This is a genomic window from Pseudomonas sp. NFIX10, from assembly GCF_900111955.1.
Lineage (GTDB): Bacteria > Pseudomonadota > Gammaproteobacteria > Pseudomonadales > Pseudomonadaceae > Aquipseudomonas > Aquipseudomonas fluorescens_AA.
The window spans coordinates 31181-54099 of the sequence record NZ_FOKH01000004.1; the positions used below are offsets into that span (position 1 = coordinate 31181).

The following is a 22919-nucleotide window of genomic DNA, read 5'->3' on the forward strand; positions in this document are numbered from 1 at the left end:
CGGCTTACCGCGCCTGACCCAGGCAGCCCGTACCGCGTCGCTATCGACGCGGTCAGGCAAAACTCGTCCTGAAAATCCTACTGATCCTGAGACCAATAAAAATGAACAGGAACCTTCTTCTCGCCGCCGCCCTGACGCTCTGTGGTTCAGTCACCTGCGCCCATGCGGACTTCATCAAAGACAGCAGCGCGACGCTGACGACGCGCAACTTTTACTTGAATCGCGATTTCCGCCAGAGCGATGCGCCTCAGGCCAAGGCCGAGGAATGGACCCAAGGCTTCATTGCCGAGCTTCAGTCGGGCTACACCGAAGGCACCGTTGGCTTCGGACTCGATGCCCTGGGTGAACTGGGGATCAAACTCGATTCCGGTGCGGGCCGCCGTGGCGGTGGGCTGTTGCCTTATGGCCCCGACAGCAATCAACCGGTGGACGACTACAGCGAACTGGGGCTGACCGCAAAAATGCGCCTGTCCAAGACCCAGCTCAAGGTCGGAACGTTGATGCCGATTCATCCGCTGGCGTATTACAGCGATACCCGACTGCTGCCATCTACCTTCACCGGTGCCTACCTGACGTCCGGCGAACTCGACAACCTGACCGTCACCGCGGCAAGACTGACCAAGGCCAATGGCCGTGACTCATCCAGCAACGACGACATCGGTTATGCCGGCCAAAGCAGTGATCACCTGGACCTGCTCGGCGGCGATTACACCGTCGGCAAGCAACTGACCCTGCGCTACCACTACGGTGAGCTGCAAGACATCTACCGCCAGCAGTTCGCCGGCCTGATCCATGTACTGCCCCTGGGTGAAGGCGTGAGCCTGCGCTCCGACCTGCGCTACGTCGACAGCGACGATATCGGTGTTGGCAAAGCCGGGAAAATCGATAACCGCAACTTCAATGGCATGTTCACCCTGACCGTCGGGGCCCAGCGCTTCTCCGCGGCGTTCCAGCGGCTGTCGGGCGAGAGTGTGTTTCCGGTCATCGATACCGGCACGCCCTACGTGGCGAACCTGGTCACCTACAACTCGTTCATCAAAGCCAACGAGAAGTCCTGGCAGTTGCGCTACGAGTATGACTTCGCCGCGCTCGGCGTACCCGGCCTGACGTTCATGACCCGTTACGTGAAAGGCAGCGATATCCACACGCGCACCGTCAGCGACGGCAGTGAGTGGGAGCGCGACACCGACCTGGCTTACGTGTTCCAAAGCGGTGCCCTGGAAGGCCTGAACGTGCGTTGGCGCAACCTCACCTTCCGCTCCGGAAACGGCCTGACCCAGCAACTCGATGAGAACCGCCTGATCGTGGCCTACACCTGGAAACTGTGGTGAGCCCCGCCCACCGGAACACTCGCTCGCATACGTCTTACCGGGAGAACACCCATGACGTCGTCACGCGCCATTGATGTCGCCGCCCTGATCGAGGGGCGCAAACTGTCGGGCTTCAACTATCTGATCATCTGCGTGTCGGTGTTGATCACCTTCCTCGATGGTTTCGACTTGTTGATGCTGTCCCATACCGCCGCCTATATGGCCGAGGACATCGGCCTGGACAAACTGCAACTGGGCAACATTTTTTCCATCGGGTTGTTCGGCATGATGCTGGGCGGGTTCTTTTTCGGTTATCTCGGCGACCGGATCGGGCGCCGTCCGACCATCATTCTGTCCACCAGTGCCTTTGGTGTGCTGACGCTGCTGTTCACCTTCGCCGACAGCTACACCTCGCTGCTGGTGCTGCGTTTTCTCAACGGTTTCGCCCTGGGCGCCATGCTGCCGCTGTGCTGGGCACTGAATATCGAATTCGTGCCCAAGCGCTACCGTGCCAGCGTGATCACCCTCATCATGGTCGGCTTCAGCCTGGGGGGCGCGGCAGCTGGTCCACTGACCGTATGGCTCGCACCTCAGTACGGCTGGGCCAGTGTGTTCGTGCTGGGCGGCATCGCCACGCTGCTCTCCAGCGTCCTGTTGTTTTTCACCCTGCCGGAGTCGGTGCGGTTCCTGGTGAGCAAGCAGAAGCAACCGCAAACCGTGCTGCGAATCCTCAAGCGCCTGGATCCCGCCATCGATGTGCGCGCCGGGGATCGCTATTTCCTGGCCGATGAAATCGACATCGGCCGCCAGCCATTTCGGGTCGGCCAGTTGTTCATCGGCAAACTGAAATGGATCACGCCCATGATCTGGATCGGCTTTGGCGCAAGCTCCATGGCCATGTATTTCCTCGCGTCATGGAGCCCGCTGGTGTATCAGTATGCGGGCTTCGACCGGGCTACCGCGTCCTGGGTAAGCTCCTTCGCGTCCTTCAGCGGTGCCATGGCCGGGCTTGTGCTGATGCGCGTCGTCGACACCCGAGGGCCCTATGCGGTGATGATCTATCCCCTGCTTTCATTACCCTTCCTGCTGGCGCTGGGCATTGGCGACCTGCAAGGTAACGCCTTCATTGCGCTGAGCATGGTCGGCGCCATTTTCGTCAAGGGCAGTCACTACGGCATCACCAGCATCGCCGGGATTTTCTACCCCAGTGCCATTCGCGGCAACGGCGCCGGCTGGGCCGCCTCCATGGGCAAGTTCGGCTCGGTATGCGGGCCGCTGCTCGGTGCCCATGTGCTCAACAGCGGCATGCCTGTCGTGAAGAGCTTCGCGGTATTGGCCCTGTGTCCCGCGGTGCTGGGTGTGTGCGCCTACACCGTGGCGCGCATCGATAGACGTTCAGCCATGGAAACCGAGCTATTGAACCCGGCGAAACCCTAGAAGAACAGCAGTGGGTACGCAGCTTCACGCCCCTATGGCCAGGGTGTCTGAGTCAGCATTCATTTTCATGGTTATTCGATTAAGGAATCAGATATATAGCTAATGAAACTAAGCAAACGACCTTTCAGTCACCTATCTTGACCTCAGCATCTGCCAATCTGGCCGCATGCTAAAGACCGCAAGACTGATAAGGAGATCACCTCTGTGGTGGATGTGCAGCAGACGTTGAGCTTGATTTCCCTTCACGTTCCTTTTGGCGGCGCCTTTGCCTACGGCGCCACCTTTCTTACGACGGCCAACTGACGCCCGAACCCGAGCCAAGGAAGCCGCTCATGGCAATCACCCAAAACAACCGTTTGGTACAGGTCGACAGCCCTCTGGGCGGCGATGTCCTGTTGCTGCAAAGCATGGAAGGCAGCGAAGAGTTGGGGCGGTTGTTCCACTACGAATTGGACCTGACCTCCGAAGACCGGGCGATCACGTTCGACCAGTTGCTGGGCAAGCCGATGGGCCTGACCCTGGAGCTGTACGACGGCGCGAAACGCTATTTCCACGGCATCGTTTGCAGTTGCCGGCAGTTGACCGGGCACGGCCAGTTCGCCGGTTACCGCGTCAGCCTGCGGCCCTGGTTCTGGTTGCTCACGCGCACCTCCGATTGCCGGATTTTCCAGAACAAGACGGTGCCGGACATCATCAAGCAGGTGTTCCGCGACCTCGGCTTCTCCGATTTCGAAGACAGCCTGAGCGGCAGCTACCGCGAGTGGGAATATTGCGTGCAGTACCGTGAAACCAGCTTCGACTTCGTCAGTCGACTGATGGAGCAGGAAGGCATCTATTACTACTTTCGCCATGAAAAAAACCGTCATGTGCTGGTGCTGGCCGATGCCTATGGTGCCCACTCCACGGCGGCGGACTATGCCTCGGTGCCCTTCTACCCGCCCGATCGGCAAATGCGTGAGCGCGATCATTTCTACGACTGGCAACTGGCACGGGAAGTCCAACCCGGCTCGCTGGCGCTGAACGACTACGACTTCCTGCGCCCGCGCGCCAGCCTCGAGGTGCGCTCCAGCGTCGCGCGCAACCACACCAACGCCGACTACCCGCTCTACGACTACCCCGGTGAATACGTCCAGAGCAACGATGGCGATCACTATGCGCGTACTCGCATCGAAGCCATTCACAGTCAGTTCGAGCGTGTGCAATTGCGCGGACGCGCCCGCGGAATCGGTTGCGGTCATGTGTTCACGCTGACGGGATACGATCGCGCGGACCAGAACCGCGAGTATCTGGTGGTGGCCGCCCGTTATCAGATTCGTCAGGATGCCTATGAAAGCGGGCAGTCGGACGTCGCCGAACAGTTCGTCAGCGAGCTGGACTGCATGGATGCCAGCCAGGCCTTCCGCCCTCTGCCCCTCACGCCGATGCCCATCGTCCGCGGCCCCCAGACCGCCGTGGTGGTGGGCCCCAGTGGCGAGGAGATCTGGACCGACCAATATGGCCGGGTCAAGGTGCATTTCCATTGGGATCGCCATGACCAGTCCAATGAAAACAGCTCCTGCTGGATTCGCGTCTCCCAGGCCTGGGCCGGCAAGAACTGGGGATCCGTGCAACTCCCGCGGATCGGTCAGGAAGTGATCGTCAGTTTCCTCGAGGGCGATCCGGATCGGCCGATCATCACCGGCCGCGTCTACAACGCCGAACAGACCGTGCCCTACGGGTTGCCTGCCAATGCCACCCAGAGCGGGGTGAAAAGCCGTTCAAGCAAGGGTGGCTCACCGGCCAACTTCAATGAAATCCGCATGGAGGACAAGAAAGGCGCCGAGCAGCTGTTTATCCACGCCGAGAAAAACCAGGACATCGAGGTCGAGAACGACGAGACCCACTGGGTTGGCCATGACCGCCGCAAGACCATCGACAACGACGAGACCGTGCACGTCAAACACGACCGTACCGAAACCGTCGATAACAACGAAACCATCACCATTGGTGTGGATCGCAAGGAAAAGGTCGGCAATAACGAAACCATTTCCATTGGTGTGAACCGCACCGAGGATGTCGGCAGCAACGAGAAAATCACCATTGGCGCCAATCGCACCGAGCGCGTGGGCAATAACGAGACCATCACCATCGGTGCCGACCGCACGGAAAAAGTCGGTGCGAACGAAAAAATCTCCATCGCCAGCAACCGGACCGAGGACGTGGGTGGCAACGAGACCATCGGCATCAGCGGCAACCGTAACGAAACGGTCCAGGGCAATGAAGGCATCGAGATCAACGGCAACCAGAGTACCCAGATCGGCCAGAACGAATCCCGCGACGTCGCCCAGAACCGCAGCACGGGCATCAAGCAGAACGACAGCCTGGACGTGGGCAAGCACTTCTCCCTCAACGCTGGCGACTCCATCAGCCTGACCACGGGCGCGGCCAGCATCACCATGAAGAAGGACGGCACCATTGTGATCAGCGGCAAGAACATCACCATCGACGGCTCCGGCGCCATCAACATCAAGGCGAACAAGAACGTGGTCGTCAAAGGCCAGAAAATCCTGCAGAACTAGCCACGGAGTGGGCGCCATGACCGTTGAATATCATTTCCCCGTTTCCCCCACCGCCACGCCCGCGCGCGTGGATGGCGTCGTGATCGGGGTGCTGCTGGATGTGCCCGGGGCGGACGCCCCGGTGGTGGCCTTCCCGGGCTGCCCCGGCGAAACGGGCCTCGCCGCGCGCACCACCACCCCGCTCTCCCGTGACGACATCGGCGCTCAGGTCGCGCTGATGTTCGAGGCCGGCGACCTGACCCGGCCGCTGGTGATCGGTCGCATCCAGCGCCTGCCGCAAACCGCAACGCCAACCGCCGCCCACCTGGACGGCGAGCGCCTGGAGTTCACGGCAGAGCGGGAAATCGTCCTGCGCTGCGGCAAGGCGAGCATTACCCTCACCCGTGAGGGCAAGGTGCTGATCCGTGGGACCTATCTTTCGAACCGGTCATCCGGCGTGAACCGCATCAAGGGCGGTTCGGTGCAGATCAATTAGAAGGTAGGCGATCCATGGAACTGCTCAACGCCAGCAAATTGGTGGTTGCCTACACCCTGGGCATGGCAAGCGACGGCCGCGAGTCCCTGGTTGTGGTGGCCAAGGGCACTTTCGATCTTCCGTTGGACGGCCGCGCCGCGACCCTCGCTGACATCCAGCAACCGCTGTTGATGGCCGACACTTTTCTTGGCGAACCGGGCCTCAGCGCCCCTCGGCAGGAAATGAACTTCGCCCCGGTCAAGCCATTTTGCGATGTACTGGTGTGTGGCAAAGCCTACGCACCAGGCGGCCGGCCCGTGACGCAGTTGACCGCAGGCATTCGGGTGGGTCAGATGACCAAAGCCTTTTCCGTCCTTGGTCCCCGGCAATGGCAACCAGGACTATTGGGCGCTTCTCCTGGCTTACCCCAGCCCTTCTCCGAGCAGGACATCTCGTATGCCCAAGCCTTTGGAGGCAGCCATCCGATGGCGAACGAGCCCGACATGCGTCACTGCTACCCAGCCAATCCGGCTGGTTGCGGCTGGTATCCGCACCGTCTGAGTAGTGCTGACATCCTGGGCATGCCAATGCCGAACACCGAGGAATTGGGCAAGCCAATCGACAGCCCCTCTGGCGACTTTCGCCCCATGGCCCTCGGCCCCCTTGGCCGTAGCTGGCCGCAACGCGCCCGCTTCGCCGGTACTTACGACGATGCCTGGTTGGCCGACTGCTTTCCGTTTCTGCCAGGGGATTTCGACAATCGCTACTTCCAGGCGGCCCCTGACGACCAGCAGGTTCCTCACCTGCGTGGCGGCGAGAACGTACAACTGCTCAACCTCACGCCCCAGGAGCGCGCAGGCTTTCGCATCCCCGAAATGGATGTACCGGTGACTTTCTTCCTGAAAAAAGGCGGTCATGAAACGGTGTCGGCGGTGATCGACACCTTGCTGATCGACACCGACGCTCGCCAGGTGCAGTTGACGTGGCGTATCGCTCGTCCGCTACGGCGTAACATTTTCGAGATTGCCCAGGTGCTGGTCGGCACGATGTCCACTGCGTGGTGGCGTGCCCGTGAGCTGGGCAAGGATTACTACCCGTCACTTGGCGCCTTGGTGAAAGCCAAGCGCTTCCCCGAGGAGACGGGCTGATGACCGCGCTTTGCATCATTGGATCGGGAATGATCAGCGCCGTCGGCCTGAGCGCGCCGGCGAGCTGCGCGGCGATCCGCTGTGCCATCGACAATTTCCAGGAAACCCGCTTTATCGATGGCGCCGGTGAATGGCTGATTGCCGCGAGCGTGCCTTTGGAGCAACCCTGGCGCGGCCGCACCAAGCTGATCAAGATGGCGGCCCGCGCCATTGCCGAGGCACTGCAGAGTGCTCCGGGGCTCGACCCGGAAAAGACCCCGCTGTTGCTGGGGCTTGCGGAAGCTGAACGTCCCGGTCGCCTCGCCGGTCTCGATCAGGGACTGCTGCAGGCCATCGAAGCCGAACTGGGCATCCGTTTCCATCCTGGTTCCTACGTCATCGCGCGGGGCCGGGTCAGTGCCGCCGTGGCCCTGCTCAACGCGCGTGCGTTGATACATCAGGATGGCCATCGTCACGTGATCGTTGCCGGGGTCGACTCCCTCCTTAATGGAGCGACCCTGACCGCTTTCGAACAACGCGAACGCCTGCTTACCAGCGAGAATTCCAATGGCTTTATCCCCGGCGAAGGTGCCGCAGCGGTGGTGCTGGCCGCTCCCGTTGCCAATGAACAGCCGCAATTGATCTGCATCGGTCTGGGTTTCGGTGTGGAGCAGGCCACGGTGGAATCCGAAGACCTGCCTCTGCGCGCCGAAGGCTTGACCCAGGCCATACGGGCCGCCCTGGGCGAAGCTGGCTGCGGGTTGGAGCAGATGGATTATCGGCTGACGGATATTTCCGGCGAACAGTACTACTTCAAGGAGGCCTCCCTGGCCCTGAGCCGCAGCCTGCGGGTACGCAAGGAGTTTTTTCATCTGTGGCACCCTGCCGACTGCATCGGCGAAGTCGGTGCCGCCATCGGCCCGGTGATGCTCGCCGTGGCCCTGGCGGCCAGTCGCAAGGGTTACGGCGAAGGACCGAACATCTTCTGCCACCTGGGCAACGACGCCGGCCAACGCGCCGCCGCGCTGCTCAGTTACCAGATTGTGAGGGCCGCCTGATGGCCAACGAAGTCTTCGCCAATAATATGGAAGTGTCCTGCAAGGCGGCTTACGGCAAGTCGATCGCCTGCTTCCCGGATGTCTGTTTCACCCCACCCCAGGCCCCGCCCACCCCGCTCGGTGTGCCCATTCCCTACCCCAATACCGGCATGGCCAAGGACACCACCAAGGGCAGTCGCACGGTGAAGATCAGTGGCAAGGAAGTGATGCTCAAGGACAAGAGCCACTTCAAGACCAGCTATGGAGACGAGGCTGGGAATGCGCCGAAAAAGGGGATCGTCACGACCCGGAACAAGGGGAAGGTGTATTTCACTTCCTGGTCGATGGACGTGAAGTATGAAGGCAAGAATGTTGTCCGGCATATGGACCTGACCACCCATAACCATGCTTCCCAGCCTGGCAATACCGTGCCCTGGCCCTATACGGACAGAATGGCTCTTGCCAAGGATCTGGCCCAATGCGAAGGCGAAAGGAAACGAGCCAACACCGCTTGCGAAGGCACCAATAAAGAAACGAGCTGCCCGGATACCGACAAGCTGAAAAATGCCATCAAAGCCCGCAGCGCCGCAAAAAAAAATGCCGGTGATGCATTTAAAACGGATCCGGCCTATCTGGCTGCACACGCCGGGGTCCAAGGCGAGTATTCGTCCTTGGCTACGAGTATCAACGCAAACGCTTGCCAAAAGGCGCTGCGTTGCTTTCTCGCCCCGTATAAACCCAACAGATGTTGCCCGGGACAAACCGGAGACCACCTCATAGATTCGGCTTCCTTTACGGACGGCCCGGCCTCCGTCGGTCAACCCAGGAACCAGCATCCGACGAAAGCCGGCTGGAGCAAATACAAGACAGACAAGGCCCCGGTAATGTGCGTCGAGGGCCCCAATCAGACCACCGCCACCCACGGGCAGATGCATACCCGGCGTGGGGTGGTGGCCTTGCGTGAGGCCGATGCAAAAGGTGAGTGGTCAAGGGCCAAGGCCACAGAGACAGGGGCCAAAGCGGCCAGGAAAACCTTCCCGGACTCTGATTGTTCTCAGGAGTGCCTGGAAGGCCAGTTGAATGAGTATCACAACGGGGCAAAGGACGCTGGGGATGAGCAACCGATCAATGCCAGCGCGTCCATGACTAGTAGTCAACATGAGCGCGACAAGGCTATGGCCGAGATGTGCCCTAGCGATAACAATAGCGATAGTGGCCGTTAATTTAACCTCAGGAGACCAACATGGACCCTCAAGACCGACGATTCAGCGGACTCAGCGTTGGTACTGGAGCCGTACGTTACTCAGACTTAAGCTATTTGATTACCACGAACGATCTTTCTATCAGCGAAGGTTATACCGGTTCAATATTGTACACACTGGATCGCGGAACATGGTACGCGGGCACGGTGCCATGGCTTGCCTGTTCTGGAACAGTCTGCCATAAGCCCGCCGAACGTTACCTGGCGTTGGGCACCGATGGATCGGTACGAGCCAGTGGTGGTGGAGCGGTGAAGGAAGAAGCCCCCATCGCAAACTGCGGAGTAGACCCCAAAAAACGCGGCCCTCTGCGCGAAATCCGCGGCATCGCCAAAGGCCGGGCCTACGCCGTAGGCACCTGCCGCCAGGCCTACGTCCGCGATGACGAGGACCAGTGGCGTTGCATCGACCAGAGCGCCCAGGTCGGCGATACCCCCATCACCGACACCAGCTTCGAATCAATCGACGGGTTCAGCGAACAGGAAATCTACACAGTCGGTTGGGAAGGTGAAATCTGGAAATACGACGGTTCCGTCTTCACCCAGCAGAACAGCCCGACCAACCTGGCGCTCTACAAGGTTCGCTGCGCGCCGGACGGTTTTGCCTATGCCTGCGGCCAGCTCGGCACTTTGTTGCGAGGACGCGATGACCAATGGGAAGTGATCGAGCATGACAGCACCCGGGAAGACCTCTGGGGCATGGAGTACTTCGATGGGCAGCTGTACGTGTCGTCCACCCATTTTGTCTATCGCCTCGAGGACGGCAAGCTGATCCCCATCGACTTTGGCGACGACGCACCGCGCACGTGTTATCACCTGAGCGCGGCCGACGGCATCATGTGGTCCATCGGGCCCAAGGACGTCATGGAGTTCGATGGTGCGAACTGGAAACGGTGCCTGCAAATTGACTGACCCTGCCTGCCCGTACATCAGGATCGATGGCTGATGAAAACACTGCCCATCGTCCTTGACCTGCATGTCGAGGAAGCCAGTTTCCTGGCCGTCCTGCGCGATGATGCATTACGCGCTCCCCACTACGACCTGGACGATCTCCGCACACTCGACGAGCGCATCGACGCACATCTCGACGGCCTGCGGATCGCCGGCCCCACAGGCTTGGAAATCCTGCTGGCCCAGCTCAGTCCTCACGCCATCGGCGAGATGTTCGCTAGCGTGGTGCTGGCTTTCGAGGCGGCTAACGGCAAAGTGCTGTCGCAGCTCAGCGAGCATTTGCGCAGTGCCTTGGAAACGGAGCGCGGTTATCTGATGGCCCTGGGGTGGCTCGACTGGGAACGGGTGTCGCCCTGGATCGAGCGCATGCTCGCCTCCCCCGACCCACTGTTTCGCCGCCTCGGCCTGGCCGCCTGCGGCATGCATCGCCACGACCCCGGCCCCGCCCTGCTGGCCGGACTTTCCGATGCCGACCCGAGCGTGCTGGCACGTGCCGCCCGTACGGCTGGCGAACTGCGCCGGCGTGACCTGTTCCCGACGATTCGTGCCCTCCGCCAGCATGCAGACACCGCCACGCGCTTCTGGGCCAATTGGGCCACTGTCCAAATGGGCGACCAGCAGGCCTTGGAGCCTCTGCGCTCATTCGCCGAGCAACCGGGCGATTTCCAGTACCGCGCGCTCTGCGTACTGCTGGCTTGGCAAGAGCGCGAACCCAGCATCGCCTGGATACGCCAGTGGGTACAGGATCCCCGGGATCGGCGCGTCGGCATCCAGGCCCTTGGAATACTGGGCGATCCGGTCAGCGTGCCCTGGTTGATCCAGCAGATGAGCGACCTGCCCTATGCCCGCGTCGCCGGTGAAGCCTTCAGCCTGATCACCGGCGCTGACCTGGCGTTGCTTGATCTGGAATTGCAGGACCTGCCGGATTTCGATGCAGGCCCCAACGACAACCCTGAAGATCCCAATGTGGCCATGGACCCCGATGAAAACCTGCCCTGGCCCGACCCGCAGGCAATCGAACGATGGTGGCAAGCCAACGGCGGACACTTCCAGGAGGGGACTCGTTATATGCTGGGATTGGCCCATAGCGAACACAGCTTTCAGCAAGCCCTTGTCCGCGGTCAGCAACGCCAGCGCATCGCCGCGGCCTGCGGTCTCGCCCGCTTCCGGCCAGACGAGGTGCTTTTCCCTACCAGCGCACCGGCTTGGCGGCAAAAGCGGTTGTTGGGGATGACGGCGGTGTTCGGGCGTTGATCAGGATGTTTATATAGCGCTCCGGCACCTGGCAATCACCCGGCGCTGGAAGTCGCCCAGCAAGGGGCCACTGTAAACAGCGTCGCGCCCGGCTGGATCACCCCAGGGTCGACCACTGCCGAGGAAGCCACGGCGGCAGGCTACACGCCGATGGGCCGGGCGGGACGCCCCGAAGAGGTGGCGGCACTGGTGGCTTTTCTGGCGTCTTCAGAGGCGAGCTACATCACGCGCGAAGTCATCGTGGTGGATGGCGGCAACTGCCTGGTGGAGAACAAGGCCCCTTGACCTGAATCCATGGCCAGCCCCTTTTCCCTGTGGGCCAGTCACTTGAATAACTCACTGCTCATGAAATCAATGAACACCCGCAGTTTCGGCGCCAGGTGTTTGCTTGAGGGCCAGAGCATACGGAAGGTGCTCTGATGCCTGTTGAAGTCGTCCAGGACGGTGACCAGCTCACCGGCCGCGATGGCCTTGCGCACAGTGAAATCCGGCACGCAGGCAATCCCCAGCGCATCCTGCACCACGTGCAGCAACGCCTCGGTGGTGTTGCAGACCAGGGTCGCCGGCAGGTTGAGTTCCGGCTCCCCGTCCCCGGTTACCGGCCAGACTTGCATCCTGCCAGTACTGGGAAATTTGTATAACAGGCAGGCATGGCGCAGAAGATCCGTTGGTACATGCGGTGTGCCGTGTTCGGCGAAGTACCGGGGCGAACCGACCACAACCAGCTTGAACGGGCCCAACGGACGGGACATCAGCCGGGAATCGTTCGGCTCTCCGGTCCGAATGACTGCATCGAAACCCTCCTCGATGATGTCCACCAGCCTGTCGGAAAAATCCAGGTCCAGTTCAATACTGGGGTAGCGCCGCATGAAGGCGATCAGCGTCGGCATGACCAGGTCCGCAACGAGGGGCAGGCTCACGCGCAGTTTGCCCCGTGGCGCTTGGCGGGTTTGCGACAGTTCCTGTTCGGCCGCTTCGACTTCGCAGAGAATGCGCCGGCAACGTTCGAGAAACAGCGTCCCTTCCGCCGTCAGCGTGATACTTCGCGTGCTGCGATGAAACAGCCGCACACCCAGCCGTTCCTCGAGCCGGGCAACGCTTTTGCCCACCGCCGAAGACGAAATGCCCAGCGCCCTGCCCGCCTCTGAAAAACTGCGGGTTTCGGCCGCGCGTACAAAAAAATCAATCCCGCTCAGTGATTCCACGCCAGCTCCCATTGCGGACATTTTTTCCGATGTGTTGTGCACTCTAGCATTCTTGTCTCGCCAAAGAGGGGCACCTACCGTAGTCGACACTTATCAATCCGCGATTGACCGCGCCGTCCCGGCGGGTCAGGAGCGCTCCAAGCAGGTGACACATGACGATTGCCAGCCCCCCTATCGATGCAGATGCCGAGGTTGTTCAGGACACTGCGCCGCTCCCCATCGGATCACTGTTTGCCCTCGCACTGGCGGCGTTCGTGACCATCCTCACCGAAGCCTTGCCCGCCGGTCTTCTTTCTCAGATCAGCGACGGGCTGGCGATCTCCGAAGCCCTCGCCGGCCAGTTGGTCACGGTCTACGCGATAGGCTCCTTGCTGGCGGCCATTCCATTGACCGCAGCGACCCAAGGCATGCGACGCAGATCGCTCTTGCTGACGGCCATCGCCGGTTTCGCCGTTGCCAATACCGTCACGACGTTTTCTACCCATTATGGTTTGACGATTGTCGCGCGCTTGCTGGGCGGCGTATCGGCCGGGCTGCTGTGGGCCTTGTTGGCCGGTTATGCCGCCCGCATGGTGCCCGAAAGCCAGAAAGGTCGGGCGATTGCAATTGCCATGGTGGGCGCGCCCTTGGCGTTATCCCTGGGCGTGCCGGCTGGCACGCTGCTCGGCAATCTGGTCGGCTGGCGAATGAGCTTCGCCCTCATGAGCCTGTTCGCCGTGGCCTTGTTGGTCTGGGTACGACTCAAGGTGCCTGACTTTCCGGGGCAGTCCTCCAACAAACGTCTTGCCTTGGGCCAGGTCTTCACCCTGCCGGGGGTTCGCTCGGTGTTGTTCGTGGTACTGGCTTTTGTCCTGGCGCACAACATTCTCTTTACCTACATCGCTCCGTTTTTGACGGCGGCGGGCCTGGGCGAGCGGACGGATCTGCTCCTGTTGGTCTTTGGCGTTGCGTCGTTACTGGGGATCTGGGTCGTCGGCGTGCTGATCGATCGCCATCTGCGGGCGTTGACGCTCGCAGGTACGGTGCTGTTCGCCCTTTCGGCAATGATGCTAGGGGCAATGAGCGACAGGCCTGCGGCGGTGTATATCGCCGTGGCCGCTTGGGGAGTCGCTTTCGGAGGGGCTGGGACGCTGTTCCAGACGGCCATTGCCAAGACAGCCGCAGAGGCGGCGGATCTCGCCCAGTCAATGCTGGTCACGGCCTGGAACCTCGCCATTGCCGGCGGCGGGATCGTCGGCGGCATTCTGCTCGACCACCTGGGGGTCGTGGCGTTTGCGCCGGTCCTGGTCGTTCTCTTGCTGCTGGCGTTGGCGGTGGTGTGGTCTGCCAGGCAGTACGGGTTTGCGCAGAGCGTTCAATGAGGAGCGTGAATCAACGTCGCTCAAGTCTCATGCTCTGCAGTCAGCGCCGGGGTGGCGCTTGCCCGGTATTTCGACAGGCTTACCCAGACCAGTGGAATCGCACTCAGGCAAGCCGCCGCGAACAGCCAATGAGCCGCCGCCAGAGCATCCCCGCTCTGGCGGTAGATCAGGGTAATCAGCGAAGGCGTGGCGCTGCCGAAGAGGGTCACCGACAACGCGTAGGCCAACGAGACCCCCAGGGCCCTGACTTGCACCGGAAACAGCTCTGCCAATGCCGCCGAAGCCGGTCCGGTGTAAAGCACCATCAACACTGCCAGCCCGCACTGGAAGCTGATCAATGTCTGGAGACTGGGGCTGTTGTTCAGCCATACGAACCCCGGGTAAGCACAGAGCGCGACCCCCACGGCACCGATGAGCATGACGGTGTAGCGCCCGATACGGTCCGACAGCAGTGCGGTCAAGGGGCACAGCAGCGTGATGAGACCGACCAGTACCAAACCCAGGTATGCCTTGTTGCGTGGAAGCTCAAGGACCATCGACGCATAGGTCGGCATGAAATTGATCAATTGAGTCGCGACCGTCCAGAGAACGACGATCAACACCCCCATCACGAGGCTGGGCAGATAGGGGCGAAGGCTAGGCCCCTTCCCTGCCATCGCTTGCTTATCTTGATTATCGAGAAAGCGGCGCAGCGGTTCGCTTTCCTCGAGACTGCGGCGAATTTTCAGGCCCGCCACCACGACCAGCAGTCCGAAGAAATAGGGCACGCGCCAACCCCACTCATCCAACTGGGCTGGCGTCAGCGCGCTCGACAATAGACTCGCACTTAACCCACATAGCAGGAATGATCCGGCTTGCGCTACTTGTTGACTGGACGCAAACAGTGCGCGACGGTCCGCAGGGGCCGTCTCGACAAGGTAGGCCAGCGCGCCGCCGATCTCTCCCCCCGCTGCGACCCCCTGCAATATGCGCGCGACGACAATGCTCAACGGTGCCCACCAACCGATGGCCTCGTAGGTCGGGCATACGGCGATGATCAGGGTCCCTGCGCCCATCAGCATGATGGACAGGGTCAGCGCCGCCTTGCGCCCCTGGCGATCGGCATAGCGCCCCATCAGCAACGCGCCCAACGGTCGGGCCACGAAGCCGACGGCGAGCGCTAGGTAAGAGGCGAGCAACGACATCAATGGGTCGGATGCCGGGAAAAACGCTGCGGCAATCTGCAAGGCGAAGATCGCAAACAGGGTGAAGTCGAACCATTCCAATGCGGCACCTACGCTCACCGCCAGCACCAGTTTTCTGCGTTCTCGCCCGCGACCCTGGCGATCCAGGGCGGTGGTGTTCATTGCTCACCCCCGGCGGGAAGCGGAGGCAATGATTCACAACGTGCCAGGCGACGCAGGAACTGTTCACACGCCTCGAGCTGAGCCAGGTCCACATACTCGTTCGCCTTGTGCGCTTGCTTGATGCTCCCTGGGCCGCAGACGATCGTGGGGATCCCTGCGGCCTGGAACAATCCGGCCTCCGTGCTGTAAGCCACTCGCTGTCGGCCATGGACCATTGAGCTGGCCTCGCGGACCCACTGTGCGAATGCCTGATTGCCCCTCTCATCCAAACCCGGGGTATGCAGCGTGTGGGAGAACTCGATGGACGCGACCGCGGCACGATCATTCATCTCACTGTGCATGGCCTGCTTGGCATCGTCCTCGATCTGTACCAGCAGTTGCTCGGCATCGCACCCGGGCAGGTAGCGAATCTCGAAGTCAAAGCTGCATTGACCGGGAATGACATTGCCAGCGACACCGCCATTGACCCGGCAAACCTGAACGGTGGTGTACGGCACATCAAACCCGTGGTCCAACGGCCCCTGTGAAAGCCGCCTGGCCACTTGCTGAAGCTGCATTTGTACCCGCGCGGCGTAGTCGATGGCGTTGACCCCCTCGCCCGGTAACGATGAGTGCGCCACCTTGCCATGGACACAGCAATTGATTTCATGACGCCCTTTGTGGCCGATTACCAACACCATTGAAGTTGGCTCGCCGATAATGCAACCGGCGGGTTCCAACTGTGCCTGGGTGATAAAGGGGGCCAGATGTTTCGCCCCCATCGCGCCCACCTCCTCGTCATAGGACAAGGCCAGGTGAAAGCTTTGCCGTGTAGACGCCATCAGCTCCGGAACCATCGCCAGTACCACAGCGATGAACCCCTTCATGTCCGAACTGCCGCGACCGTACAGCCGATCCTGAACCAGGTGGGCACTGAACGGATCTTGCGTCCAAGTCTGGCCAGCGACAGGCACAACGTCGGTATGCCCGGACAGGATGATGCCTCCAGGGCGCGGCGGCCCAAGGCTGGCAAAGAGGTTCGCCTTGCGCCCGGAGGCATCCGGTAGGATCTGGGCCTGTACCCCGATGCCATGCAGGTAGCCACTCACCCACTCGATAAGGTCCAGATTGGAGCGGTCGCTGACCGAAGGGAAACCGATCAAGGTACGTGCGATTTCCAACGTGCGTGCCAGCACGCTGCGGCCGTCATTCGGGCAAGCGTCTGCCGCCCCCTGCGCATAGGCCAAGGAAAGAGTCATCGGATGCTCCAGCAAACAGAATCTATTTTTGAAGGGCAACAGGCATGGGCCCTGAGCGAACAACGTGTCTGTCTCGCGAAAACCAGACGTTTGACAACAACACCGCCACGCACACCACCGTCACCAGGACAGGTACCCAAGGGCTATGCCAGGTGGAGAGCACGAACTCGGCGGCCAGGGCAATGACCGGCACGCAAGGCGTGAGAATGGATACCCGCCCGCCTCCCAGGTGCTGAATGGCAAATTGCAGGGTGAACACCGGAATCAGCACGCTGACGAACGCCAGCTTGATCAATTGGACGAGCATGGCGGTATCCAGCGTGAGCAACTGGTGCAAGTTTTCCCGGCCGACCCACCCCGTGACAATCAAGAGCAGGAAGAACCTGACGCACAGGATATCCATGGCGCTGTATTTGCTGTCGCGGTTCAGCCGAGCCGAGCAGAACACATAGATCCCGCCGGTGATCCCGGCGACGGTGGCCAGGGCAATGCCCTCATGCAAGTTGACCAGGCTTACCTGGGCCGTGACGCCAAGCGCCAGACGCATAAGGACCAGCGCCATCAGCGACAACAGGATCAGCAGCGCGCCCAGCCACCGCGATCGACTGACCGAGGACCGCGCCACCAGCCTTTCACAGACCACCACCACCAACGGCATCCAGCCCTGATAGATGGCCGACTCCACCGAAGCCTCGATGCGCTGCAACGCCATGAACATCAGCCACCAACTGAACAGCGTCAGGACATTGAGCAGCAACACGCCGCGCCATTCCTCGCGCAGCAGGCGAAACGGATCATGACCACGCAAGGTATGCACCAGGAAAAATACCGCCCAGGCCATCAGGAAGGTAATGAATGTCAACGCCGCCCCACTGATACGGGTAAACGCCACCATGACCCAGACGGCCGAAAGCGCCGTCGAGATGCAGTAGACCGCCATGCTGACGGCACCGAGTATTCCTGTCTTCATGCCTGCTCCTTGAGAAAAACCTGTGCTTGCCGCGCCACCTGATCGATCAAGCGGTTCCCGGCTCCAGCACTTCCACCTGGGTCGGTACGTAGTGCTGCAAGGCCTCGAAGTCGGCGCGAAGTACCTTTGGATCGGTGTTGTACAAAGTCAGGATGCCCGCGGTATCGGCCAGGGACCGGGAATCCACCGTCATTCCGGGTGCGACCCGCCAGTCGATGGTGTAGGTACTTGAGATGGGAGGCTCGTTGAGCTGGCTGATCCGGCCTTTGCGCAAGGGCAACAAGGCGGACACCACGTTGTTTTTCTCGTTGGGCTTGATGTCATCGAGCGCTGCGGCGCCGGCTATGAGATAGAGATTGGCGTCGATCAGGTTGATGTCGCTGTTTTTCTCGTGGTAAGGCACCCCGATGCCACCCGGTACGCGTGCAGCAATTTCCAGGAACACCGGATAACCGCGCTTGCGGTCCACGAAGACCTCGTGGTGCGTCGAACCGTTGCGAAAGTTCAGGGCCGCAATCACATCCCGGTTGAATGCTTCCAGGGTCGCCTTGAGCGTGGGGTCGGCGACGGGAATCACACTCAAGGGTTTGCCCTGGACAAAGTCGAAGTTGGTGCAGCCCAGCTCCAGGACGCCGCAATAACGGATTTGGCCGTCGACTACAAACGAGTCGCATTGGAACATGGCGCCGTCGATGAACTCGTCCACCTCGTAATCGAAATGATAGGGTGAGGCCAACACTTGTTCGCGGGCCTTGAGGAATTCGGCCTCGTTGCGAATGATCGACACCTCGAAACTGCCCGCTGCGTTCACCGGCTTGAGGACCAGGGGCAAGCCCAGTCGCGCCGCCAGCTCGGCATAGTAAGCCTGCGGTTCAGCCGATAGCCGTACGTGATCCAGTGGCGCAAAGTCGGGAATGCGTATCCCCTTTTGGCTGACGGCATGTTTCATCAGCACTTTGTCGCGAAAATTCGCCACGATCGCCTGTGTATCGCCCTCTAATCCGAACTCCTCGCGCAACTGAGCCGCCAGCTCAACGTGGCATTCTTCCTGGCAGAAAATACGCAACGACGATGTATTGCCCTGCACGGCCCGCAGCTCATCGCTGATGATGTTGCGACATTGGTCATGATCCAGCAGCGGGCGGATGTTGCGCTGCAGGTCGGCATCGACGCGCACAATCTGCGAGACATTGCGCTCGAGCACGGGTGGCAGGACGTCGGCATGATAGGCGATCAGCACGGTCCGGCAATCTCGCCCCAGCGTCTGCAACGCCTTCTCGGAGGCGAAGTTGAGGTAATGGGGCGTCAGGAAAACGATGGTCTTGATCATGGTAATGCCTCACTGGAAGTCGACGTTCATGCGATAGAGAAGGCGCGCATCGGCGCCCCCTTCACTTTTGGGTATTGGCGGACCTTTATGCAGCGTTGAGAGGTTGTCCCAGATCACGATGTCGCCTGGGCGGTAGGCATGCCGATAGCGCGGCGCGTGCCGGACAAGGAAGTCCACCAGGCTGTCGAGAATCCGATGGGACAGTGCAGGCGCTACCCCTTCTATCTGCATGGCCGTGGCAGCCGGTGCATACAGCGACGCCGTGCAAGCGAGCGGGTGTTTGTACACCAAGGGGTGAACCACGGTGTTTTCCAGTGCGCCCGCCTCCTGGGAATTGAGCGGTTGCACCGCGGCGTCGGCATTGCGCAACGCGTCACGATTACCAAAGCGGTGGTGAATCCGCAGGTTTTCCAGGTCAAGATTCTTCAGGTGCGGCGGGCAGGCAGGACTTTCCAGCCACCGGCGAACCTGATGCAGGCCCGCGACACAGTCGATGAACTGCGTCTCGCCGTGTCGGTCCGGTACACGCACCGACAGCAGCGACGTAAACACCGTGTTCGCCGATTTGTACGACATGTCAGTGTGCCAATACCCTCCTCCTTCATGCACGCCCAAGGCCTGGCCGTCCCGATGGAGATTGGTCACGGTCAGCACTTCGCGATAATCCTCGAGACAGTACTTGGCCAACACATGATGGACAGGCGAGCCCAGCCTGCGCATCAACTGCACATAGGGGGCAACGCTGACATCCTGGTTGGCGATGACCAGCACCTTGGCTTGTGCGATGGCCTGCTTGAGCTCGGCTGCCGACTGCCCGAGCACATCGCCCAGCGTCAGGCGCAGCGGCTGGAACACGCTCACGCCCATGACCGCAGCCCTTCTTGCAGCGATGTGGCGGCACTCATTTCTGCCGCGGCGGGCACCATCGTGTTGATCGACGCATAACCTGAGGCAGCCCCGGCGAAATACAAGCCTGCCACAGGACTTTTCCCGTCCCGGTGGCAGGTAAAGCCGGTTTGCTGGTTGAGCAGTTGTGGCCAGTCAGTGACGGGGAGTTGTGCGATGACGCCGATGGCCGAAACCAGGCATTGGTCCTTCGCCGACACCTCCACGTGCAGTTCATACCCCTCGAATGTCTGGGCGGCCACCAACCGGCCAGCCTCTTGAGCCTTGCGACAGGAGGCCTGGAGCAGCGAATGGCCGTTGAGTGACGCCGGCACGTCCAGCACGACCTTGTCGCCATCCTGGCGAATGCGGTTGTAGGCATGCAGCCAGATATTGGCCCGGCCCGTGCTGTGGATGCTGTTGAGCGGCCCTTGGAAGGAACTGGACGACGTTTTTGCAATCATTTCCAACGTGCGCTGGCTCAGGGACCTGAGGGCAAAGCGATCATCGGTCTCTTGGGGATACAGCCCCAGATAGGATTTGATCAGGATCGACACATTACGGGCGAACGGGGCCAGCAGCAGTGCGATTTGAAACGCACTGTTACCGCTACCGAAGATGACCACGTCCTGCTGCTGAAAACGGTGGCCCTGGCCCCGCGCAACCATTTGGTAGACTTCAAAGCAATTCAACCAGCGGACACTGGGCATTTCGAAGGGCGGCGCCTTCGGGCGAATCCCGGTTGCCAGGATAATCTGCCGCGCACGCAAGGCACGCTGCTGGGAGCCCGGCTCCAGGCTCACCTCGAACAGCCCCTGGACCTTGCTGACGGTGACCACCCGTTGCTGGATCCGGGTCAATGGCAAGGCTTCGAAGTTGCTACGGATATAGGCTGCGTATTCCTCACCGGTGGGGCTGACGCACAGCTTGCGCATGAAACGGTGCAAGGGATGGGGCGCGCCTTCGATCTCCAGTTCATTGCAGTATGACTGCAATGGATGGTCTCCCATCATGCCCATGCACCCTCCGAATACATCGCTGATGACAGCGACTTCCAGGCCCAGGTCGATCAGCCGGATACACTCGCCAAGCCCTGCGGGGCCGCCGCCTACCACAATGACGTCGAACACATGCTGTTCCATTTCAAAAATCCTCCAGGCGGGCACAAGCTTGATCAACAATGGGTTTGGCTACCGAGAAAGAGAACCTGACAAAGGTGGGGCACTGCCCCAGGTAGAAGGGCGTCGCAGGCAATGGCATGACCCCGCAACGAACGGCCAGGTGTTGGCTGAATTCAACGGCGGACAATGAAGGCGCCCGCCGTGAATAGTCGGCCATGATGTAATGGCCGCCCGCCGGTAACCGGATATCCAGCCCGGCGGCCATCAGTGCACCTGCCAGGTGATCGCGTTTGTGCTTGTAGTGCTCACGCAAGCGATCGAGTCGCCCGGCGGTCAACTCATCCAGCAAAACAGCAACGGCGGCCTGTATGGGGCTGGGTTGGCAGTAGCTCAGGTAGAGGTGGTGGGCATACGCTCGTTCCATGAAAGTGGCTTGTGCGCATAACCAGCCGATCCGGACGCCTGTCATGGACAACAACTTTGAAGCGCTGCCGGCCACCATCATGGGAATCTGCCGATGGGGGTACGGCACCGGTGTGTCTGTGTCGTACTGATAGTGACGATAGGCTTCGTCAACAATCACCATGAAGTCATGGTTTTTGGCCAACGCCACCATGTGCTGCCAATCATCAGCGGACATGCACCACCCTGTCGGGTTGTGGGGCGTATTGAGCAGCAGTATGCGAACACCCGCGCGCAATTGCTGCTCGAGCATTGCCCAATCGGGGCCGATCGACGCCCCCACCGACAACGGCACGGCAACAAACTCCACCCCCAGCAACGTGGCCATTCCCGGGTAATAGGGATAAAAGGGTTCAAAGAACGCGACCTTGCTGCCGTACTGCATGGAGGCAGCGTACAGGGCCAAATACAAGGCTTCGGTACAGCCGCTGGTCACCAGCACTTCGCTGTCGGGCGCGTAGCCGGCAATGTGGGCCGCAACGCTTTCGCGCAGGATCATCTCGCCGCGAGGGTCGGCATACTGCCAACCCGCCCGGACCTGGCGGGCCAACGCCGCATTCATGGCATTGTCGAACAAGGGTTCAGGAAGTCCTTGGGACAGGTTCAACGCCCCTGAGGATGCGGCATATGCACTGGCATCCCTGAAGGGCGCCACGCGACCAATCAATGTCAAATCATCCATGACTTCCCGCCCCCTTGCATGACCGGTCAGGCGTGAGTGGCTACTCGGTTGAGTCCTTGCCAGAATCGGGTCAACAAGTTCAGAACATCGGCAGCGCCCTCGAGAATGTCGTTGCCGTTGTCAGTGTCCCGGGCGGCCTCCATGACCGCGTCGCTGATCCATTGCACATGATCGGTTTCTACCAGCATGTGCAAATAGAAGTAGGTGAAGTCTTCGTGTTTCCAACCGTCGTAGAGACGGAAGCCCTCGTACAGGTTGGCGATCATCGGAAAGCCGAATTCTTCGATAACGTAATGAGCGCCAATGGCATGTTCTGTCGACCCTTCGAGGAAAATTCGACGCAGGCCATCGACCAGATCACTGGCTTCGGGAATGTATTCAACCTTCTTCCAGTCATCCAACGTGATGCCGACGCCGGCCAGTACACGCTCGAACATGATGAAGTGGGCTTCGCCTGCCCCATCGCCCAGCTCTGATACAACCGTTCGCGCCAACTTCATCCGAATCACTTCGCTGTCGGTGCGATGCGAAGTACCTGCCAGGATCTGCGGAAAGGTCCGAATGTAATAAAAGTACTGCTGGAACACTTTCTTCAGGGTTGCCTTGGGCAGCGGGGCCTGTCGAAAGGTTTTATAGAACGCATTGGTATTGATCCCCGAAGCCGTGATCATTCCTTTAATCGAATGGATGATTTGCTCACCCGTCAGACAGGCTTGTTCCATTTGCTGAGCCGGCATAGATCCCCCCAAATACGATAAGGTAGCTTGGACAGCAGTGACAGGATGTCGCTGCGTGTTTCAGATAGTAAACAAGCCGCGCAAGCAAACAAATTGATACTTTTAATCGACGAAGGCACAAACCATAGATTTATTTTGAAACATTAAAATGGCGTTATTAATTCTATTTAAAATCAAAGCCATATAAATCAAGATG

General features: G+C 60.4%; 19 protein-coding genes and 1 pseudogene. 11 read left to right on the forward strand and 9 right to left on the reverse strand.

Annotation, left to right across the window (positions count from 1 at the left end; genetic code table 11):
• Window positions 1-101: 101 nt before the first annotated feature.
• The 10 genes and pseudogenes from BM321_RS04960 to BM321_RS05005 form a co-directional block, all read left to right on the forward strand.
• Window positions 102-1331, forward strand: coding sequence for an OprD family porin (locus BM321_RS04960; RefSeq protein WP_092326546.1), 1230 nt, complete (start codon window positions 102-104; stop codon window positions 1329-1331).
• 51 nt (window positions 1332-1382) lie between these two features.
• Window positions 1383-2747 (forward strand): MFS transporter, encoded by a 1365-nt coding sequence (locus BM321_RS04965; RefSeq protein ID WP_092326545.1) that lies wholly within the window; start codon window positions 1383-1385, stop codon window positions 2745-2747.
• A 332-nt stretch (window positions 2748-3079) separates the two neighbouring features.
• A complete protein-coding gene (locus tag BM321_RS04970) occupies window positions 3080-5305 on the forward strand; it encodes a type VI secretion system Vgr family protein (RefSeq protein WP_092441732.1) in 2226 nt (741 codons plus the stop codon).
• A gap of 16 nt (window positions 5306-5321) precedes the next feature.
• Complete coding sequence (locus BM321_RS04975; protein ID WP_092441733.1) at window positions 5322-5780, forward strand: DUF6484 domain-containing protein; 459 nt, start codon at window positions 5322-5324, stop codon at window positions 5778-5780.
• A 14-nt stretch (window positions 5781-5794) separates the two neighbouring features.
• Window positions 5795-6907, forward strand: a complete 1113-nt coding sequence (locus BM321_RS04980; protein ID WP_092441734.1) for a DUF2169 family type VI secretion system accessory protein — start codon at window positions 5795-5797, stop codon at window positions 6905-6907.
• Window positions 6904-7944, forward strand: coding sequence for a beta-ketoacyl synthase N-terminal-like domain-containing protein (locus tag BM321_RS04985; RefSeq protein WP_092441735.1), 1041 nt, complete (start codon window positions 6904-6906; stop codon window positions 7942-7944). Before BM321_RS04980 ends, BM321_RS04985 begins: the two co-directional genes overlap by 4 nt.
• Entirely contained in the window at window positions 7944-9146 is a 1203-nt protein-coding gene (locus BM321_RS04990) for a PAAR-like domain-containing protein (protein ID WP_092441736.1), read from the forward strand. The genes BM321_RS04985 and BM321_RS04990 overlap by 1 nt, the downstream gene beginning before the upstream one ends.
• A gap of 287 nt (window positions 9147-9433) precedes the next feature.
• A complete protein-coding gene (locus BM321_RS04995; protein WP_256573371.1) occupies window positions 9434-10093 on the forward strand; it encodes a beta propeller repeat protein in 660 nt (219 codons plus the stop codon).
• Window positions 10094-10126: 33 nt separating this feature from the next.
• Window positions 10127-11386, forward strand: coding sequence for a TIGR02270 family protein (locus tag BM321_RS05000; protein WP_092441737.1), 1260 nt, complete (start codon window positions 10127-10129; stop codon window positions 11384-11386).
• A 42-nt stretch (window positions 11387-11428) separates the two neighbouring features.
• A pseudogene (locus tag BM321_RS05005) lies at window positions 11429-11671 on the forward strand (SDR family oxidoreductase); the annotation flags it as partial.
• A 38-nt stretch (window positions 11672-11709) separates the two neighbouring features.
• On the opposite strand, the gene BM321_RS05010 reads toward BM321_RS05005, so the two are convergent.
• Entirely contained in the window at window positions 11710-12591 is an 882-nt protein-coding gene (locus BM321_RS05010) for a LysR family transcriptional regulator (protein WP_092441882.1), read from the reverse strand.
• A gap of 152 nt (window positions 12592-12743) precedes the next feature.
• Here BM321_RS05010 and BM321_RS05015 point away from each other — a divergent pair, with 152 nt between their 5' ends.
• Entirely contained in the window at window positions 12744-13952 is a 1209-nt protein-coding gene (locus BM321_RS05015; RefSeq protein WP_092441738.1) for an MFS transporter, read from the forward strand.
• A 20-nt stretch (window positions 13953-13972) separates the two neighbouring features.
• On the opposite strand, the gene BM321_RS05020 is transcribed toward BM321_RS05015, so the two are convergent.
• The 8 genes from BM321_RS05020 to BM321_RS05055 are packed head-to-tail and all read right to left on the reverse strand — an operon-like array spanning window position 13973 to window position 22657.
• Window positions 13973-15298 carry an MFS transporter gene (locus tag BM321_RS05020; protein WP_092326530.1) on the reverse strand — a complete coding sequence of 442 codons (1326 nt, stop codon included), beginning with the start codon at window positions 15296-15298 and terminating at the stop codon, window positions 13973-13975.
• Window positions 15295-16536, reverse strand: coding sequence for an acetylornithine deacetylase (gene argE, locus BM321_RS05025; RefSeq protein ID WP_175534901.1), 1242 nt, complete (start codon window positions 16534-16536; stop codon window positions 15295-15297). Before argE ends, BM321_RS05020 begins: the two co-directional genes overlap by 4 nt.
• Before the next feature lie 22 nt (window positions 16537-16558).
• Window positions 16559-17506: an EamA family transporter gene (locus BM321_RS05030; RefSeq protein WP_092441739.1), complete on the reverse strand. Its 948-nt coding sequence runs from the start codon at window positions 17504-17506 to the stop codon at window positions 16559-16561.
• 46 nt (window positions 17507-17552) lie between these two features.
• Window positions 17553-18836, reverse strand: coding sequence for an ATP-grasp domain-containing protein (locus BM321_RS05035; protein WP_092441740.1), 1284 nt, complete (start codon window positions 18834-18836; stop codon window positions 17553-17555).
• A 9-nt stretch (window positions 18837-18845) separates the two neighbouring features.
• Window positions 18846-19703, reverse strand: coding sequence for a TauD/TfdA dioxygenase family protein (locus BM321_RS05040; RefSeq protein ID WP_092326525.1), 858 nt, complete (start codon window positions 19701-19703; stop codon window positions 18846-18848).
• Window positions 19694-20863, reverse strand: coding sequence for an NAD(P)/FAD-dependent oxidoreductase (locus BM321_RS05045; RefSeq protein WP_092441741.1), 1170 nt, complete (start codon window positions 20861-20863; stop codon window positions 19694-19696). Before BM321_RS05045 ends, BM321_RS05040 begins: the two co-directional genes overlap by 10 nt.
• A gap of 1 nt (window position 20864) precedes the next feature.
• Complete coding sequence (locus BM321_RS05050) at window positions 20865-21986, reverse strand: pyridoxal phosphate-dependent aminotransferase (RefSeq protein WP_092441742.1); 1122 nt, start codon at window positions 21984-21986, stop codon at window positions 20865-20867.
• 26 nt (window positions 21987-22012) lie between these two features.
• Entirely contained in the window at window positions 22013-22657 is a 645-nt protein-coding gene (locus BM321_RS05055) for an iron-containing redox enzyme family protein (protein ID WP_256573372.1), read from the reverse strand.
• Between the last annotated feature and the right edge of the window lie 262 nt (window positions 22658-22919).